The sequence below is a fragment of the Ewingella americana ATCC 33852 genome (assembly GCF_000735345.1).
Taxonomy (GTDB): domain Bacteria; phylum Pseudomonadota; class Gammaproteobacteria; order Enterobacterales; family Enterobacteriaceae; genus Ewingella; species Ewingella americana.
The window spans coordinates 77,962-96,223 of the sequence record NZ_JMPJ01000068.1 but is presented as its reverse complement, the minus strand read 5'-3'; the positions used below and the strand labels follow the sequence as shown (position 1 = coordinate 96,223).

General features: G+C 54.7%; 18 protein-coding genes. 14 read left to right on the top strand and 4 right to left on the bottom strand.

The window, feature by feature from the left end; translation table 11 throughout:
* The first annotated feature begins 131 nt into the window (after window positions 1-131).
* A complete protein-coding gene (metJ, locus tag GEAM_RS18840; protein WP_034794630.1) occupies window positions 132-449 on the top strand; it encodes a met regulon transcriptional regulator MetJ in 318 nt (105 codons plus the stop codon).
* 210 nt (window positions 450-659) lie between these two features.
* Here metJ and rpmE read toward each other — a convergent pair whose 3' ends face one another.
* Entirely contained in the window at window positions 660-872 is a 213-nt protein-coding gene (gene rpmE / locus GEAM_RS18835) for a 50S ribosomal protein L31 (protein WP_034794628.1), read from the bottom strand.
* A 203-nt stretch (window positions 873-1,075) separates the two neighbouring features.
* On the opposite strand from rpmE, the gene priA reads away from it, so the two are divergent.
* The 7 genes from priA to rraA all read left to right on the top strand — a co-directional run bounded on the left by priA (window position 1,076) and on the right by rraA (window position 9,226).
* On the top strand, window positions 1,076-3,271 hold the full coding sequence (priA, locus tag GEAM_RS18830; RefSeq protein ID WP_034794626.1) for a primosomal protein N': 2,196 nt from the start codon (window positions 1,076-1,078) through the stop codon (window positions 3,269-3,271).
* Window positions 3,272-3,444: 173 nt separating this feature from the next.
* Complete coding sequence (gene cytR / locus GEAM_RS18825) at window positions 3,445-4,515, top strand: DNA-binding transcriptional regulator CytR (protein ID WP_419471248.1); 1,071 nt, start codon at window positions 3,445-3,447, stop codon at window positions 4,513-4,515.
* A gap of 98 nt (window positions 4,516-4,613) precedes the next feature.
* Entirely contained in the window at window positions 4,614-5,621 is a 1,008-nt protein-coding gene (gene ftsN / locus GEAM_RS18820) for a cell division protein FtsN (RefSeq protein ID WP_072009930.1), read from the top strand.
* A gap of 113 nt (window positions 5,622-5,734) precedes the next feature.
* Entirely contained in the window at window positions 5,735-6,265 is a 531-nt protein-coding gene (hslV, locus tag GEAM_RS18815; protein ID WP_034794618.1) for an ATP-dependent protease subunit HslV, read from the top strand.
* Between the two features lie 11 nt (window positions 6,266-6,276).
* Entirely contained in the window at window positions 6,277-7,611 is a 1,335-nt protein-coding gene (hslU, locus tag GEAM_RS18810) for an ATP-dependent protease ATPase subunit HslU (RefSeq protein WP_034794615.1), read from the top strand.
* Between the two features lie 93 nt (window positions 7,612-7,704).
* Window positions 7,705-8,631: a 1,4-dihydroxy-2-naphthoate polyprenyltransferase gene (locus GEAM_RS18805; protein WP_034794613.1), complete on the top strand. Its 927-nt coding sequence runs from the start codon at window positions 7,705-7,707 to the stop codon at window positions 8,629-8,631.
* Between the two features lie 109 nt (window positions 8,632-8,740).
* Window positions 8,741-9,226 (top strand): ribonuclease E activity regulator RraA, encoded by a 486-nt coding sequence (rraA, locus tag GEAM_RS18800; protein ID WP_034794610.1) that lies wholly within the window; start codon window positions 8,741-8,743, stop codon window positions 9,224-9,226.
* 85 nt (window positions 9,227-9,311) lie between these two features.
* Here the strand turns inward: rraA and zapB are convergent, their stop codons facing one another.
* Entirely contained in the window at window positions 9,312-9,551 is a 240-nt protein-coding gene (gene zapB / locus GEAM_RS18795; RefSeq protein ID WP_034794606.1) for a septal ring assembly protein ZapB, read from the bottom strand.
* Between the two features lie 622 nt (window positions 9,552-10,173).
* On the opposite strand from zapB, the gene GEAM_RS18790 reads away from it, so the two are divergent.
* From GEAM_RS18790 to glpX, 3 genes are all read left to right on the top strand, one after another.
* Complete coding sequence (locus tag GEAM_RS18790) at window positions 10,174-11,025, top strand: MIP/aquaporin family protein (RefSeq protein ID WP_034794603.1); 852 nt, start codon at window positions 10,174-10,176, stop codon at window positions 11,023-11,025.
* Window positions 11,026-11,069: 44 nt separating this feature from the next.
* The gene (gene glpK, locus GEAM_RS18785; protein ID WP_034794600.1) at window positions 11,070-12,593 is read left to right on the top strand and encodes a glycerol kinase GlpK; all 1,524 of its coding nucleotides are present in this window, start codon (window positions 11,070-11,072) and stop codon (window positions 12,591-12,593) included.
* Between the two features lie 167 nt (window positions 12,594-12,760).
* Window positions 12,761-13,771, top strand: coding sequence for a class II fructose-bisphosphatase (gene glpX, locus GEAM_RS18780; RefSeq protein WP_034794597.1), 1,011 nt, complete (start codon window positions 12,761-12,763; stop codon window positions 13,769-13,771).
* Between the two features lie 75 nt (window positions 13,772-13,846).
* Here glpX and emrD read toward each other — a convergent pair whose 3' ends face one another.
* Window positions 13,847-15,031, bottom strand: coding sequence for a multidrug efflux MFS transporter EmrD (emrD, locus tag GEAM_RS18775; protein WP_034794593.1), 1,185 nt, complete (start codon window positions 15,029-15,031; stop codon window positions 13,847-13,849).
* Window positions 15,032-15,348: 317 nt separating this feature from the next.
* On the opposite strand from emrD, the gene fpr reads away from it, so the two are divergent.
* Window positions 15,349-16,095 carry a ferredoxin--NADP(+) reductase gene (gene fpr, locus GEAM_RS18770; RefSeq protein WP_034794592.1) on the top strand — a complete coding sequence of 249 codons (747 nt, stop codon included), beginning with the start codon at window positions 15,349-15,351 and terminating at the stop codon, window positions 16,093-16,095.
* A gap of 4 nt (window positions 16,096-16,099) precedes the next feature.
* Here the strand turns inward: fpr and GEAM_RS18765 are convergent, their stop codons facing one another.
* Window positions 16,100-16,519 carry a DUF805 domain-containing protein gene (locus GEAM_RS18765; RefSeq protein WP_034794590.1) on the bottom strand — a complete coding sequence of 140 codons (420 nt, stop codon included), beginning with the start codon at window positions 16,517-16,519 and terminating at the stop codon, window positions 16,100-16,102.
* A 150-nt stretch (window positions 16,520-16,669) separates the two neighbouring features.
* Between GEAM_RS18765 and GEAM_RS18760 the strand changes: the two genes are divergently transcribed.
* Both GEAM_RS18760 and tpiA read left to right on the top strand, forming a co-directional pair.
* Window positions 16,670-17,269, top strand: coding sequence for a DUF1454 family protein (locus tag GEAM_RS18760; RefSeq protein ID WP_034794588.1), 600 nt, complete (start codon window positions 16,670-16,672; stop codon window positions 17,267-17,269).
* Window positions 17,270-17,402: 133 nt separating this feature from the next.
* A complete protein-coding gene (gene tpiA, locus GEAM_RS18755; protein WP_034794587.1) occupies window positions 17,403-18,170 on the top strand; it encodes a triose-phosphate isomerase in 768 nt (255 codons plus the stop codon).
* Window positions 18,171-18,262: the final 92 nt, after the last annotated feature.

Genomic DNA, 18,262 nt, shown 5'->3' with positions numbered 1-18,262 from the left:
GAATAACCCAGCGCACATTTCTCTGATATTACCGGTCCTGAAGGGACATTTATTTAGTGAGATCAGTGAAAATCGGGCATAATCCCCCGGTTTTCAGAACATTATTTTTTTTGATAAATTTAAGGTGTCCCATGGCTGAGTGGAACGGCGAATATGTCAGCCCTTACGCTGAACACGGTAAGAAAAGCGAGCAAGTAAAAAAAATCACGGTATCCATTCCGCTGAAGGTTCTTAAAATTCTCACCGACGAGCGCACTCGCCGTCAGGTGAACAACCTGCGCCATGCGACCAACAGTGAATTGCTGTGTGAGGCTTTCCTGCATGCCTTTACCGGCCAGCCTTTGCCGAACGATGCAGACCTGCGTAAAGAGCGCAGCGATGAAATTCCAGAAGCAGCGAAGATCCTGATGCGTGAGCTGGGTGTTGACCCTGATACTTGGGAATACTAAGCAAAACCGGAAGATGATGACCTGTGCGGCGCTGCCGTGCAGGGGTCATTTTTAGCAGATCAGTGTCTGTGAAGGGCGTGAGTGCTGGGTTTTAGTGACTGGTTTTCATGGCGGGTTTTAGTGAAGCAGGTTGTGACTTGCCAATCCTTTACTGAATCGCAGGCAACAAAAAAGGCGCCAATGGCGCCTTTTCTTGCTCTGCAGCAAATATTACTTGCTGGATGGCAGGCTGAAACGCTTGTTGAAGCGGTCAACACGGCCACCGGTAGCAACTTCACGTTGTTTACCAGTGTAGAACGGGTGGCAGTTACCACAAACGTCCAGGTTCAGATCGTGACCCACTGTTGAGCGAGTTTTGATCACGTTACCGCATGAGCAGTTTGCAGTAACTTCTACGTATTTAGGATGGATACCGTCTTTCATGGGAAAACCTCTTCTTAAGGCCGCGTCGCTATCCAACCCTGTTTCGTCGGACACCACGCGTAGTGGATGATTAGGTTTTGATGCGAAATGCACCAAAGGCGGCGAATCATACAGAATCTATTTATGCCGCGCAATGATGTTCATGCATTTCGAACGACACAGTGTACACTATCTCGTCATTTTTTTAAAGTCTGGACCCCTTAATGCCTGTTGCCCACGTTGCTTTACCCGTTCCGCTCGCCCGCACATTTGACTACCTTTTGCCTGAAGGCATGGTGGTAGTAAAAGGCTGTCGCGTCAGCGTACCCTTCGGTAAACGCGATGCAATTGGCATTGTCGTCGCGGTCAGCGACAGCAGCGAGTTTGGCATCGACAAGCTTAAACCGGTGCGCGAGGTGCTCGACTCCACCAGCCTGTTCACCCCTGATTTATGGCGCATCCTGCTGTGGGCCGCCGACTATTACCATTTCCCCCTTGGCGAAGTGCTGTTCCACGCCCTGCCCGTGTTATTGCGACAGGGAAAGCCTGCTGAATTAACCCCGCTGTGGCAGTGGTTCGCCACCGAGCAGGGCCGGGCGACGCCTCTTGAAAGCTTAAAGCGCGCGGCGAAACAGCAGCAGGCGATGGCCGCCCTGATGCAGGGTGGAATTTATCGCCATCAGGTCAGCGACCTCGAATTAACCGATGCCGCTCTTCAGGCTCTGCGCGCCAAAGGGCTGGCCGACCTGCGCAGCATCGCGCCTGAGACGCACGACTGGCGCAGCGACTTCACCGTGGTCGGTGAACGCCTGCGTTTAAACACCGAACAGGCCACCGCCGTCGGGGCGATTCGCAGCGAAGATCAGCAGTTCTCGGCATGGCTTTTGGCCGGTGTGACGGGGTCGGGCAAAACTGAAGTCTATTTAAGCGTGCTGGAGAATATTCTGGCGCAGGGCCGACAGGCACTGGTGATGGTGCCGGAAATCGGCCTGACGCCGCAGACCATCGCACGTTTTCGCGAGCGTTTCAGCGCCCCGGTTGACGTGCTGCACTCCGGCCTGAATGACAGCGAGCGTCTCGCCGTCTGGCTGCGCGCCCGCAATGGCGAAGCGGGCATTGTGATTGGCACCCGCTCCTCCTTATTTACCCCTTTTGCCCGGCTGGGCGTGATTATCATTGATGAAGAGCACGACGGCTCTTATAAGCAGCAGGAAGGCTGGCGCTACCACGCGCGCGACTTGGCCGTTTTCCGCGCTCACGAAGAAAATATTCCGATCATTATGGGGTCGGCGACGCCGGCTCTTGAGACGCTCAACAACGTCGAGTTGGGCAAATATCGCCAGTTAAAGCTCACCAAGCGCGCCGGTAATGCCAAGCCGCCACAGCAGCAGCTGATTGATTTAAAAGGCATGCCGCTCAAGGTTGGCCTTTCTCAGCCGCTGATCCAGCGCATGCAGCAGCATCTGAAAGCTGATAATCAGGTGATGCTGTTCCTTAACCGCCGTGGCTACGCGCCCGCGCTGCTTTGCCACGAATGCGGCTGGATAGCCGAGTGCCAGCGCTGCGACCACTACTACACCCTGCACCAAAACCACCGTCAGCTGCGTTGCCACCACTGTGACAGCCAGCGTGCGGTGCCGCACCAGTGCCCGCACTGCGGCTCGACGCAGCTGGTTTCGGTGGGTGTCGGCACAGAGCAGCTCGAGCAGGAGCTTGCGCCGCTGTTCCCCGACACGCCCATTACCCGCATCGACCGCGATACCACCAGCCGCAAAGGCTCGCTGGAGCAGCATCTGGCGGAAGTGCATCGCGGCGGCGCGCGCATCCTGATTGGCACGCAAATGCTGGCCAAGGGGCACCACTTCCCTGACGTTACGCTGGTCTCTTTGCTGGATGTCGATGGTGCGCTGTTCTCGGCTGATTTCCGCTCCGCCGAGCGATTCGCCCAGCTCTATACGCAGGTTTCAGGCCGCGCCGGACGTGCTGGCAAGCAGGGTGAAGTGGTGCTGCAAACCCATCACCCTGAGCACCCGCTGTTGAAAGTGTTGCTGGAGCAAGGCTATGACGCCTTCGCCAAGCAGACGTTGGCCGAGCGCAAGAGCGTCTTTTTGCCGCCTTACACCAGCCATATTCTGATTCGCTCCGAAGATCACGATAATCAGCAATCCCAGCTGTTCTTACAGCAGCTGCGCAATTTGCTGGAATCCAGCCCGCTCAAAGATGAGTCGCTGTGGATACTCGGCCCGGTCCCGGCGCTGGCCGCCAAGCGCAACGGTCGTTTCCGCTGGCAGCTGTTATTGCAGCACCCTTCGCGCCGCGTTTTGCAGCAGCTGCTGAAAAGCTCACAGTCGCTGATTAACGCCCTGCCGCAGGCGAAAAAGGTCAAATGGACGCTAGATGTAGACCCTATCGATAGCTAAACGATTGCATTTATGCGGGATGGATCTAAAAAAAGCATCTACGTCACACTTTTCATGCAAATTAGGTAACAAATCCTAACCACAATCTGTTTAGAATGTGATGAGCTACGCAGCCGCCAAAAGCCGGATAGGTTAGGCGCGCCCAGAAGGGTAAAGCGTCGAGAGGAACATCCATGTTGTCGTATCAGAAAGATGCTGTTGCAAGGGGAGATGCGTTGGACGAGAAGAAAGATTTAAACGCGGCGACGATGAAAGACGTAGCAGAAATGGCCGGTGTATCGACCGCTACGGTCTCTCGCGCATTAATGAATCCTGAAAAGGTCTCAGCCCCCACTCGCCAAAAGGTTGAGCAGGCGGTGCTTGCCGTTGGATATTCTCCCCACGCCCTTTCACGAAACCTAAAACGCAATGAATCCCGCACTATTCTGGTGATCGTCCCCGACATCTGCGATCCCTACTTTGCAGATGTGATCCAAGGGATCGAGCGTACCGCGGCCGAACATGGTTATCTGGTGCTGATTGGTGATTGCGCCCAGCAGAACCAGCAAGAAAAAACCTTTATTAATCTGATTATTACTAAGCAAATTGACGGTATGCTGCTGCTCGGCTCTGATTTACCTTTCGACGCCAGCAAAGAAGAACAGCGCAATTTACCGCCGATGGTGATGGCCAACGAGTTCGCGCCAGAGCTGGAATTACCGACCGTCCACATTGATAACCTGACCGCCGCCTATGAAGCCGTGCATTATTTGATTGGCTTGGGCCATCAGCGGATTGCCTGCATTACCGGCCCGGACCAAATGCCGCTGTGTCAATACCGCACTCAGGGGTATATTCAGGCGCTGCGCCGCAGTGGCTTAAATGTCGAAACCGACTACTCGGCGAAAGGCGACTTTAGCTATGAATCGGGCGCGCTGGCGCTGATAGATTTGATGTCGCAGCCGGTGCCGCCCACGGCGATTTTCTGCCACAACGACGTGATGGCAATTGGCGCGATGTTCCAAGCCAAGAAAATGGGTCTGCGCATTCCAGAAGATTTATCCGTGGTGGGCTTTGATGATATCAAGCAAAGTCAGTACTTTGACCCACCTTTAACCACGGTTGCGCAACCAAGATTCCAGCTTGGCCGTCAGGCCATGTTATTATTGCTCGAGCAGCTCAATGGGCATTCAGTACAAAGTGGCTCACGTTTGTTGGAAAGCGAACTGGTCATCCGCGGTAGTACCGCCGCACCCAAACGCTAATTATATGTTTATACTTTATTAAGTTTTCGTTTCAGATAAGGTTCAAGGTTCAGTAACATGACGCACTTCTTCCATCATTACGACACAGCGAAACGATAGTGGCACAAAGAGACTATGTAAGCCGTGGGCGCTCAGGAGCGCGGCGGAAACCAACCAGCCGAAAAAAACGCAGTTCCCCGATGATCTCCAAAACCATGGTGGTATTAGCCGTTGCGGTGCTGGTTGTGTTCATTGGTGGCCTCTATTTTATTACGCACAATAAACCTGAAGATGCAGCGATTCTGCCGACGCACCCTGTTCGGCCGGGCAACGGCTTGCCGCCGAAACCTGAAGAACGCTGGCGTTATATCAAAGAGTTGGAAAATCGTCAGATGGGCGTGTCTACCCCGACTGAGCCAACCGCGGGTGGCAACGTGCAGACCAAAACTCAGTTGACGCCGGAACAGCGCCAATTGCTGGATCAGATGCAGGCCGACATGCGCCAACAGCCGACTACGCTGTCTGAAGTGCCGTATAACGACCCAACGCAGGCGACGCGCACGCAGCCTGTCCAGCGTCAGACCACGTCGCAACAGCCGTATACTCAGCAGCCGTACACGCAGCAGCCTTATTCTCAGCAGAACGCGCAGCCGACCCACACTCAGCGGCAGCCTGTGCAGCAACAACAGCAGCAGAATGTGCAGCACAATACTCAGCAGACCACGCCGAGAAACGTGCAGCAGACGCAGCAGCCGGTTCGTGCTCCTCAGGCTCAGGCGCAAACTCAGCCTGTCGCGCCGAAGCCGAAACCGAAAGAGCAGCCTCAGCAGCAGCAACCTGCCGCCATTACTGAAGTTGCACCGGAAAAACCGAAGGACAAGCCAAAAGAGCAGGAAAAAACCCAGCGCTTTATGGTTCAGTGCGGTTCTTTCAAAGGCACCGAGCAGGCGGAATCCCAACGCGCCAAGCTGGCATTTGAAGGTTTTGAAGGCCGAATCACCACCGGTGGCGGCTGGAATCGCGTTGTTATCGGCCCTTACAATAATCGTGCTGGCGCTGACGGCACCCTGTCGCGTCTTAAAAACGCTGGCATCTCCGGTTGCATTCCCCTCGCAACCGGGGGTTGAAAACCCGTTTTCCTCCCCAATCTATAACTTCAATATGCCTCGTGCTCTTGTGTGACACTGATGTGTAACACAAGAGTGCGGGGATCTTTTCCGTCTGCAACGAGGAACTGCTCGTGACAACAATTGTAAGTGTACGCCGCAACGGCCAGGTCGTTATTGGTGGTGATGGTCAAGCCACATTGGGAAATACCGTGATGAAGGGCAACGTGAAGAAAGTGCGTCGCCTGTATAACGACAAAGTGATCGCCGGCTTTGCGGGCGGCACGGCTGACGCCTTCACGCTGTTTGAGCTGTTCGAACGCAAACTGGAAATGCATCAGGGCCATCTGGTCAAAGCTGCGGTTGAACTGGCGAAAGACTGGCGAACTGACCGCATGCTGCGCCGCCTTGAAGCGCTGCTGGCCGTCGCTGACGAAAATGCGTCGCTGATCATCAGCGGTAACGGCGACGTTATTCAGCCTGAGAATGACCTGATTGCTATCGGCTCCGGTGGCCCATACGCCCAGGCTTCTGCTCGCGCGTTGCTGGAAAATACAGACCTGAGCGCTCGTGACATCGTTGAGAAGTCGCTGAGCATTGCCGGGGATATCTGTATTTACACCAACCAATTCCACACCATCGAAGAATTGTCTTCTAAAGCGTAAGGATCGAAAACATGTCTGAAATGACCCCGCGCGAGATAGTCAGCGAATTAGACGGCTACATCATTGGGCAGGACAAAGCAAAGCGCGCCGTGGCGATCGCACTGCGTAACCGCTGGCGCCGTATGCAGCTCGAAGAGACGCTGCGCCACGAAGTCACCCCGAAAAACATTCTAATGATCGGCCCGACCGGTGTCGGTAAAACCGAAATCGCGCGTCGTCTGGCGAAGCTCGCTAACGCGCCGTTCATCAAAGTCGAAGCCACCAAGTTCACCGAAGTGGGCTACGTGGGTAAAGAAGTCGACTCCATTATTCGCGACTTAACCGACTCTGCGGTGAAGATGGTGCGTATGCAGTCCATCGAGAAAAACCGCTATCGCGCCGAAGAACTGGCCGAAGAGCGCATTCTCGACGTGCTGATCCCACCAGCGAAAAACAACTGGGGCCAGACCGACGAATCGCAGGAGCCTTCTGCGGCACGCCAGTCTTTCCGCAAAAAGCTGCGTGAAGGCCAGCTCGACGACAAAGAGATTGAAATCAACGTCGCCGCCGCGCCAATGGGCGTCGAAATCATGTCCCCTCCGGGCATGGAAGAGATGACCAGCCAGTTGCAGTCCATGTTCCAGAACATGGCCGGGCAGAAGCAGAAGCCGCGCAAGATGAAGATCAAAGAAGCCTACAAGCTGTTGATCGAAGAAGAAGCCGCCAAGCTGGTTAACCCGGAAGAGCTGAAAGAACAGGCTATCGAAGCCGTTGAGCAGCACGGTATCGTGTTCATCGACGAAATCGACAAAATCTGTAAACGCGGCGGCCAAAGCTCCGGCCCTGACGTTTCCCGCGAAGGCGTGCAGCGTGACCTGCTGCCACTGGTTGAAGGCTGCACCATTTCGACCAAGCACGGCATGGTTAAAACTGACCATATCCTGTTTATCGCCTCCGGCGCTTTCCAGACGGCCAGCCCGTCAGACCTGATCCCTGAATTGCAGGGTCGTCTGCCAATCCGCGTCGAGCTGCAAGCTCTGTCGACGGAAGACTTCGAGCGCATCCTGACTGAGCCAAGCGCATCGCTGACGCATCAGTACAAAGCCTTGATGGCAACCGAAGGTGTAACCGTTGATTTTACCGCTGACGGTATCCGTCGCATCGCCGAAGCAGCATGGCAAGTTAACGAAACCACCGAGAACATCGGTGCGCGTCGACTGCACACCGTGTTGGAGCGTTTGATGGAAGATATCTCTTACGACGCGAGCGAAAGTAACGGAATCTCCATAAACATTGATGCAGATTATGTTCGTAGCCATCTTGATCAGCTGGTTGCTGATGAAGATCTGAGCCGTTTCATCTTATAATTCGCTCATACGTTTCGAAAGTTATCCATTGGGAGGCGTTATGCCTCCCTTTTTATTTCTGGGCGAAACATCAGTTTATTGAGCGAAAAAAATATGAGCATGATAACCCCCTGCAATACGACATCGCCGACCAAAGCCTGGCTTGAAAGTCTCCGCCTGCGAACGCTGCCTCTGGCCTTCGCCTCCATCGTGATGGGTTCCGCTGTCGCCAGCCTGCAAGGCGTTTTTCACCCGCTAACGGCGCTTCTCGCGCTGCTCACCGCCGGGCTGCTGCAAATCCTGTCCAATCTCGCCAATGACTATGGCGATGCTGAAAAAGGCAGCGATACGCCGGACCGCATCGGGCCACTGCGCGGCATGCAAAAAGGTTTAATCAATGCCAGCCAGATGAAGCGCGCCATTATCCTGACCGTGGTGTTAGCCGTGCTGTCGGGTATCGCGCTGATTGCCGTCGCCTGCCAGAAGCCCAGTGACGTGGTCGGCTTCCTGATCCTCGGTTTGCTGTCGATTGGCGCGGCTATCACTTACACCGTCGGCACGCGCCCTTACGGCTACATGGGCCTCGGCGATATTTCCGTCTTAGTGTTCTTCGGCTGGATAAGCGTGGCGGGCACCTTTTACTTGCAGGCCGGGTATTTCGATTGGGTTGTTATGCTGCCCGCCACGGCCACTGGCTTATTAGCCACCGCCGTCCTGAATATCAATAATTTGCGCGATATCGAAACTGACAGCGCCAACGGCAAGAACACGCTGGCCGTGCGCCTTGGGCCGAAAAATGCCCGTCGCTACCACGCATTGATCATTAGCGGTGCCGTGCTCTGTCTGGCGTTGTTCGCCCTGCTGCACTTGCACAACGGCTTCGGTTGGCTCTTTATTTTGGCGCTGCCGCTGCTGGCTAAACACGTCCTCACGGTGATGCGCGAACCTACCGCTGAGGGTATCCGTCCCCTGCTGGAGAACATGGTGAAGGTGGCTTTATTGACTAACGTGCTGTTTGCCGTCGGCCTGTTACTCAACTAGCAATCCAAGCTAAGTCTGGCTGAAAGCGAAATTTAACAATTGATGCTTTTGCCAACAGCCTTCAGAAAGGGATATACTGCACATTCATGCAGCAACCAGATGAAATCTTATGAAATACGATACTTCCGAACTATGCGACATCTATCACGAAGAAGTGAATGTCGTTGAACCCTTGTTCTCCAACTTTGGCGGACGTACTTCATTTGGCGGGCAGATCACCACGGTGAAGTGCTTTGAAGACAATGGCTTGCTTTATGATCTGTTGGAGCAAAACGGTTTAGGCCGCGTGTTAGTGGTTGATGGCGGCGGCTCGGTTCGCCGTGCTCTGCTCGACGCTGACCTCGCGACGCTGGCACTGGAAAACCAGTGGGAAGGCATCCTGATTTACGGCGCGGTGCGTCAGGTGGATGACTTGCAGGACTTGGACATCGGCATTCAGGCGATGGCCGCTATCCCTGCTGGCGCAGCAAGCGAAGGCATTGGTGAGAGTGATATCCGCGTGAACTTCGGCGGCGTGACCTTCTTCACCGGCGACCATTTGTATGCTGATAACACCGGTATCATCCTGTCAGAGGATGCACTCGACCTCGAGTGATTTCCCTAAACACGATGCTTCTGCAATAAAAAAGCCCGCAGCGCGGGCTTTTTTTATGGGAGCTATTTATGCAAAGAAGGCTGGATCAGACTTCTTCCATTTTCCCTAACAGTGCGCGCAGACGGTCCTGCCACACGTGTTGCTCTTCTTTCAGCTGCGCGTTTTCACGCACCAGTGACTCGTGGTTACCGCTGGCTTGCTGAACTTCCTGAGACAGGCTGTTGTTCTGCTCTTTCAGTTCTTCGATTTCCATTTGCAATAAAGTAATGGTATCAATCGCTTGCTGAACTTTCGCTTCTAATTTCTCAAATACTTCAAATGACATTCTTCGGTCCTCTTCATGTTCGCAAGGCGTACATCTAGTAAGTTCTGTCGCATCGTCCGGACACGACTCTGAATTCTCGCACCACGCAGATTTTATTGATATTTCGGGAAGGAAACGCCGTCAAATCTGCGGATGTCTTGAAATACGATTGTATGTAGCCAGTCTTGCCCTGTCTAGCAACAACCCTGCCCTACACGCAGTCTGTTGCAATTTTAACGACAAAACTATCAGCAAATGCTTAAAAAGCGAGACGAGTCGAAGGATCACGCCAGCAATTTCGCCTAAAGTCAGTCTATCAAGGCGTTTTCTGCGCGGAAGGCATTTGAATGACCCTGCGCGCGTTAAGGACTCAATCAGGACAGAAATGGCGGTAAACGCGGGTCAAACGAGCGCCAAAAACCGCTTTTTCCGGTTGGTCTAACCAGTGCGATACTCGAAATCGCTCATTTTTATGACACAACACACAAAATTTGATTTCGCTATTTCTCGTTTATGCTCGTTAACGATAAATTCACATTACATTCTCATTTACTGATGAATGTCTTATTCCGATTACGTTCACGTACGTCCAGTAAGAAAAATTATAACTAACCCTTAACATTATCCTTTATAGGATCCGACTATGAGCCAAACCATGAGTTCCACATTAAAAGGTCAGTGCATCGCTGAGTTTCTAGGTACCGGGCTTATCATTTTCTTTGGTGCAGGATGTGTTGCTGCATTGAAGCTTGCCGGCGCAGCCTTTGGTCAGTGGGAAATTAGTATCGTCTGGGGTTTTGGTGTGGCGATGGCCATCTACCTGACCGCAGCGGTTTCTGGCGCTCACCTTAATCCAGCAGTCACTGTCGCGCTTTGCCTGTTTGCGAACTTTGAAGGACGCAAAGTTCTGCCTTACATCATCGCGCAAGTTGCGGGGGCTTTCTGCGCCGCCGCTCTGGTTTACGGTCTGTACTACAACCTGTTCTTCGATTTCGAACAAAGCCACAATATGGTGCGCGGCAGCGTCGAGAGTTTGGATCTGGCAGGCATCTTCTCTACCTACCCGAATCCACACATCAGCGTGTTGCAGGCATTCTTGGTTGAAGTGGTGATCACCGCCGTGCTGATGGCACTGATTCTGGGCCTGACTGACGACGGCAACGGCATCCCGCGTGGCCCGCTGGCTCCGCTGTTAATCGGTATCCTGATCGCCGTTATAGGTGCTTCAATGGGTCCATTGACCGGCTTCGCCCTGAACCCTGCTCGTGACTTCGGTCCTAAGCTGTTCGCCTACTTCGCAGGCTGGGGCAAAGTGGCCTTCACCGGCGCGCGTGACATCCCTTACTTCTTAGTACCGATTTTTGGCCCGCTGATTGGCGCATCTCTGGGTGCTGTAGGTTATAAGACGCTGGTTGGTCGCCACCTGCCTTACGAAATCAATGAGGAAGCGGAAGAGAAAGCGGCCCAGCAGGCATCAAAACAGCGTAAAGCGTAATTGGCTATATTGTTCACAGCTCTCTAATTCGTAGGAATATTATTATGTCAGCAGATACGACTCACGAAAAAAAATACATCGTCGCGCTCGATCAAGGCACCACCAGCTCCCGCGCGGTCGTGCTTGACCATGACGCCAATATCGTCAGCGTTTCCCAGCGCGAATTTACCCAAATTTATCCGAAATCCGGCTGGGTCGAACACGACCCAATGGAAATCTGGTCTTCACAAAGCTCAGTGCTGGTAGAAGTGCTGGCGAAAGCGGATATCAACTCTGACCAAATCGCCGGGATTGGTATCACCAACCAGCGTGAAACCACCATCGTGTGGGAAAAAGAGACCGGTAAGCCGATTTATAACGCCATCGTTTGGCAATGCCGTCGTACAGCTGACATCTGTGAGAAGCTGAAAAAAGACGGGATGGAAGAGTACATCCGCGAAAACACTGGCTTGGTGGTTGACCCTTATTTCTCCGGTACCAAGGTGAAGTGGATCCTAGACCACGTCGAAGGCTCTCGCGAACGCGCTAAGCGTGGCGAGCTGCTGTTCGGTACTGTCGATACTTGGCTGGTGTGGAAAATGACTCAGGGACGCGTTCACGTTACTGATTACACCAACGCCTCCCGTACCATGCTGTTCAACATCCATGACCTGAAGTGGGATGAGCGCATGCTGGAAGTGCTGGATATTCCGCGCGAAATGCTGCCGGAAGTTCGCCCTTCTTCTGAAGTCTACGGCCAGACCAACATTGGTGGTAAAGGCGGTACGCGTATTCCAATCGCCGGTATTGCCGGTGACCAGCAGGCAGCTCTGTACGGTCAACTTTGCGTGCAGAAAGGCATGGCGAAAAATACCTACGGCACCGGCTGCTTCTTGCTGATGAACACCGGTACTGAAGCCGTGACCTCCAAAAATGGCCTGCTGACCACCATCGCCTGCGGCCCTCGCGGCGAAGTGAACTATGCGCTGGAAGGTGCGGTATTCGTCGGCGGCGCGTCCATTCAATGGCTGCGCGACGAGCTGAAACTGATCAGCGACGCCACCGACTCCGAATACTTCGCGGGCAAAGTCAAAGACACAAACGGCGTGTACGTGGTGCCAGCCTTCACCGGCCTCGGCGCACCTTACTGGGACCCGTATGCCCGTGGCGCTATCTTCGGCCTGAGCCGTGGTGCTAACAGCAACCACATCATCCGCGCAACGCTGGAATCTATCGCTTACCAGACGCGCGACGTTCTGGACGCCATGCAAGCTGACTCCGGCGCACGCCTTCAGGCTCTGCGCGTGGACGGCGGCGCGGTGGCTAACAACTTCCTGATGCAATTCCAGTCTGACATCCTCGGTACGCGCGTTGAGCGTCCGGCGGTGCTGGAAGTGACCGCGCTGGGTGCGGCATTCTTGGCGGGTCTGGCAGTGGGCTTCTGGAATGACTTGGACGAAGTGCGCAGCAAAGCCACTATCGAACGTGAATTCCGCCCAAGCATCGAAACCACCGAGCGTAACTTCCGCTACAAAGGCTGGCAGAAAGCCGTGGCGCGCGTGCGTTCATGGGAAGATCACGACGAGTAATAGCGTTCAGCCGGGTTCTCGCGGAACCCGCCATCATTAGCTCCAAGCAAACTCCCCTAAATGGGGAGTTTTTTTATGCGCTTTTTCTGCCCTGCCCCTATGCTAAAATCCGCCCAGCGATGAGCATTTGCCTCACCCACCTTATTTTTCTTCGAATGGGTTTATCCATGAAACGTGAATTAGCTATCGAGTTCTCCCGCGTCACCGAAGCCGCCGCGCTGGCTGGCTACAAATGGCTTGGTCGTGGCGACAAAAACCTCGCCGACAACGCCGCCGTGCAGGCGATGCGCATTATGCTGAACAAGGTCGACATCGACGGGCAAATCGTCATTGGCGAAGGTGAGATTGACGAAGCGCCGATGCTCTACATTGGCGAACAAGTTGGCACAGGCAAGGGCGACGCGGTGGATATCGCGGTTGACCCGATCGAAGGCACGCGCATGACCGCCATGGGCCAGTCCAACGCGCTGGCCGTGCTGGCGGTTGGCGACAAAGGCTCCTTCCTCAACGCCCCAGACATGTACATGGAAAAAATCGCCGTCGGCCCCGGTGCCAAAGGCGCGATTAACCTAGACCTGACGCTGGCCGAAAATCTGCAAAATATCGCCAACGCCTTGGGTAAACCGCTAAGCGAACTGACCGTCGCGACCCTCGCCAAACCGCGCCACGACGAGGCTATCCGCGCCATGCTGCAATCCGGCGTGCGCGTGTTCGCCTTCCCCGACGGCGACGTCGCTGCCACCATTCTGACCTGTATGCCGGAGAGCGAAGTTGATGTGCTGTACGGCATCGGCGGCGCGCCGGAAGGGGTGATTTCGGCGGCGGTGATCCGCGCGCTGGATGGCGACATGCAGGGCCGCCTGTTGGCGCGCCATGATGTGAAAGGTGACACGCCAGAGAACCGCCGCATTGGCGAGGAAGAGCTGGTGCGCTGCAAAGCGATGGGGATCGAAGCCGGCAAGGTGTTGCAGCTCGACGATATGGCACGCAACGATAACGTGATTTTCTCAGCGACTGGGATCACCAAGGGCGACCTGCTGGAAGGCATCAGCCGCAAAGGCAACATGGCGACCACCGAAACCCTGCTGATCCGCGGCAAGTCGCGCACCATTCGCCGCATTCGCTCGACCCACTATCTGGACCGTAAAGATGCTGCTCTGCACGAGTTCATCATCTAATTGCCGGGTTTAACGCGGCCATAAAAGCAAAAAGCAGAGCCAAGGCTCTGCTTTTTTTATGCTTCGCGCACTGAGTTAGATGGTGTGCCCCTGCTCCTGCTGGCGATTAGCCATCGGCCACCAGCAGAGCAAAATCAGCAGCGCCATGGCGAACATCAGCAGGCCCAGACTGAACTGCCCGGTTTGCGGCAGCATGGCTGACATCCACGCCACCAGCCCGGAACCAATGTTCTGAATGCCGCCCACCAAGGCCCCGGCTGCGCCAGCGAGGTAAGGGAAAGGCTCCATCGCGCCGGTAGTCGCCAGCGGGAACAGCATCCCCGCGCCGAAGAAGAACAGCGACGCCGGAACAATCAGCGTCCAGATGTTCATCACGCCCAGCCATCCCGGGATCCACATCAGCACGCCCGCCAGCAGGCAGCTGATCACCGAATGCCACATCAGTTGGTTGAAGCTCTTCTCCGCCCGCCCGGCATACCACGCGCCAAAGAACGCCGCCGGAATAGGCAGAATAAACAGCAGGCTGACGGTCATCGCGCTGAGCTTCAACACGCCGCCCATCAGCACGCCACAGCTGGCTTCGAACACCGCCACGCCCGCCAAAGCACCCACCAGCATGACTAAATAGCGGCTGAAGTTGCCATCCGCCAGCAGCAGGTGAAGGCTGCTCAGCATGCCGCGCGGCTCATCGTTAACCGGGCGCGTTTCTGGCAGCCAGCGATACATGGAAAACGCCACACCGGCGCACAGCAGTAACAGGAAGCCAAAACTGGCGCGCCAGCCCAGCCACGCCGCCAGCGCACCGCCAATAATTGGCGCGACCAGCGGGCTGACCAAAATACCCATATTCAACAGGCTGTTAGCTTGGCGGAGCGCGCCGCCGCTGTATAAGTCACGCGGCATGGTACGCGCCATTACGCCCGCCACGCCGGTGCCCATACCCTGCACGGCGCTGCCAATAATCAAAATCGTCAGGTTCTGCGCCATCATCGCGGTAGCAGCACCCATAAGGAAAATCATCATCCCGGTGAGGATCACCGGCTTGCGGCCAATCTTATCCGACAGTGGCCCGTAGATAAGCTGTGACGAGCCGTAAGCGATTAAATAGGCCGCCATCACTCGCTGAACCGCCCCCGGTTTTACGGCCAGACTTGTCGCCATATCGGCGATATTCGGCACATAAATGGTTTGCGCCATCTGCCCTACGGCCACCAGTAAAATCAACATCACCAGCAGGTGAATATTTTCCAGTTTTTTCATTTTCTAGTTCATTAATCATTCATGAGTCCGAATACCAGCATATTGAGCCAGTTTCGGCGGGGTCAGCAGTCGGCGCATAAATTAACAAAACCGTAGGAATAAGCGAGAGGCAGGCGGAAAACTCTGTTTACGCCAGTGGCGGGCTTTAGTGCCAGTTTCGTAAAGATAACGGTACGTCATGCGACAGTGGCTCACCCGCCGTAAACAGGTTGATAACATTTAATCGATAATGGATTCAGTGAATGTGAAATAAAATCAGCGAGGTAAATGAAGCGCCCGACGCGCTGCACCATGGACTTAAAACGGAGTACTTTTTTATGGCTGATTGGGTTACAGGCAGCATCACCAAAGTCGACCGCTGGACAGATGCCCTGTTTAGCATTCAGGTGAACGCGCCAATTGATGCATTCACCGCAGGCCAGTTCGCTAAGCTGTCGTTAGAAATCGACGGTGAACGCGTCCAGCGCGCCTATTCCTACGTCAATGCGCCAAGCAATTCCAATCTTGAGTTCTATCTGGTGACTGTGCCGGAAGGCAAGCTCAGCCCACGGCTGACCGACATGCAGATTGGCAGCGAGATTCAGGTCACTAAAGAGGCTGCGGGCTTTTTCGTCATTGATGAAGTGCCTGAGTGCGACACCCTGTGGATGCTGGCGACCGGCACGGCGATTGGCCCTTACTTGTCCATTTTGCAGGAAGGCATCGGGCTAGATCGCTTCAAAAATATCGTGCTGGTTCACGCCGCACGCTTCTCGCAGGACCTCAGCTATCTGCCGCTGATGCAGCAGCTCCAGCAGCGCTACAACGGCAAGTTGCATATTCAGACCGTGGTGAGCCGTGAAGAAGTCGCGGGTTCACTGACGGGCCGCGTACCGGCGCTGATTGAAGATGGTTCGCTGGAAGCCGCCGTGGGGCTGAAAATGGATGCCGAAGACAGCCACGTCATGCTGTGCGGCAACCCGCAGATGGTGCGCGACACCCAGCAAATCCTCAAAGACAGCCGCGGCATGCGTAAGCATTTGAAACGCAAACCGGGCCATATGACCAGCGAGCACTATTGGTAATAGGTTATTTGAACCTGACGCTCTCTGCTTCCGGGCCAAAGCGATTTGTGCCCGGCGTTCCCACAAAAGCGCCGCAGTCGATAATCAGCATCACGAAAATCACCGCCGGAAGCAGCCTGCCGACCACCCATTGCCACAGGGTCGGGATCATGTCCCAATGCCCCGCCGCCAGCATCCACGCCAGAATAAACAGCAGTGCCCACCATGCTGATTTGTTGCGGTCGTGAAGGCGTTTGACCATCACCGCCGCCGTCGGCCACAGCAAAACCACCACCGCAAAGGCGGCTGATTTGATTTCGATCCACTGTCTGTCGGCAAAGGTGAACACCGCCACCATCAGCACCAGCCAGCTGACCATCCAAATCCAAAAGTCACGGCGGCCCATGCGGCCATTAAATGAAAAGAGTGCGTGTTGCAGGGTCATCGGGGAAGCATTCCATCAAAGTCAGGTCAGAAAACTGCCGCAAAGTGTAACCCAGCCCGGCCAGATGCCGACAATGTTTACGCACTCCTTTTGACATTGCCCCCTGATCCCCGCTCTAATCGGGTATCGCTTCAAAACCAGAACAGGCTTATGACTGCAAAATTCATTCTTCGCCTCGCGCTACCCGCGCTGCTGCTAATGTCAGGGCTGAATCAGGCCTATGCCGAGCCACCCGCCGAGCATCCGACCGTCGAGGAGATGCCGAAAGCACCTTATTTGCTGGCAGGTGCCCCGACTTTCGAGATGACGCTGGTGAGCTTTCGCGAAAAATACAACGCGGCCAACCCGACTCAGCAGATCAACGAGTTCCGCGCCATTACCGACAAAACCGGCAATGAGCTGCTGACCCGCGCCGCCAGCAAGATTAATGAGAATCTCTATGCTTCCACCGCGCTGGAGAAAGGCACCGGGAAAATCAAAACGCTGCAAATCACCTATCTGCCGATTCAAGGGCCGGAGGCTAAAGCCGCGCGCACGCTGGCTATCAGCTACATGGCCAACCTGATGCGCGAATTCGACGCGACCCTGACGGTGGAGCAAAGCGTGGCGAAAGTGGCGTCGCTGATCGACAAAGGCAAAGGCCAGCAGTTCTACCAGCAGCAGGTCGGCGCGATCCGCTACGTGATTTCAGACAATGGCGAGAAGGGGCTGACCTTCGCCGTAGAGCCGGTAAAACTCGCGCTTTCTTAAGCCTTTGATAACGGCAATTAATGACAAAAAGCAAAGCCTTTAGTTGTGATCCTCTCTATACTATTGGGCAGGTAATCTGCTTGTTTGGCAGAAATTTTAATCGACACTCGCGTCCCCTTTTGGAGGAAAAAACATGCGACATCCATTAGTGATGGGTAACTGGAAACTGAACGGCAGCACCCACATGGTTAACGAACTGATCGCTGCGCTGCGCAATGAGCTGAGCACGGTTGAAGGTTGTGGCGTTGCTATCGCACCACCAGAAGTTTACCTGTCACAGGCTAAACACGCGCTGGCGGGCAGCCGCATCGCGCTTGGCGCACAGAACGTTGACACCAACCTGTCTGGCGCATTCACCGGCGAAACTTCTGCCGACATGCTGAAAGACATCGGTGCGAAATACATCATCATCGGTCACTCTGAGCGTCGTACTTATCACAAAGAAAGTGACGAGTTCATTGCTAAGAAATTCGGCGTGCTGAAAGACGCGGGTCTGATCCCAGTGCTGTGCATCGGTGAAACCGAAGCAGAAAACGAAGCTGGCCAAACTGAAGCCGTGTGTGCAAAACAGCTGAACGCCGTGCTGAACACGCTGGGTGCTAAAGCCTTCGAAGGCGCGGTTATCGCTTATGAGCCAGTTTGGGCTATCGGTACCGGCAAATCTGCAACTCCAGCTCAGGCTCAGGCGGTTCACAAATTCATCCGTGACCACGTGGCTAAACAAGACGCTGAAATCGCTAAACAAGTGATCATCCAGTACGGCGGCTCTGTAAACGCAGCTAACGCAGCAGAACTGTTCACTCAGCCAGACATCGATGGCGCGCTGGTTGGCGGTGCTTCTCTGAAAGCTGATGCCTTCGCCGTTATCGTGAAAGCCGCTGCTGAAGCGAAAAAAGCCTAATCCGCTTTTCTGACGCACTCACTGCGTCAGCATAAAAAAACCCGGCTCTGTGAAGAGGCCGGGTTTTTTATTATTGGCGATATCTGGTCAGC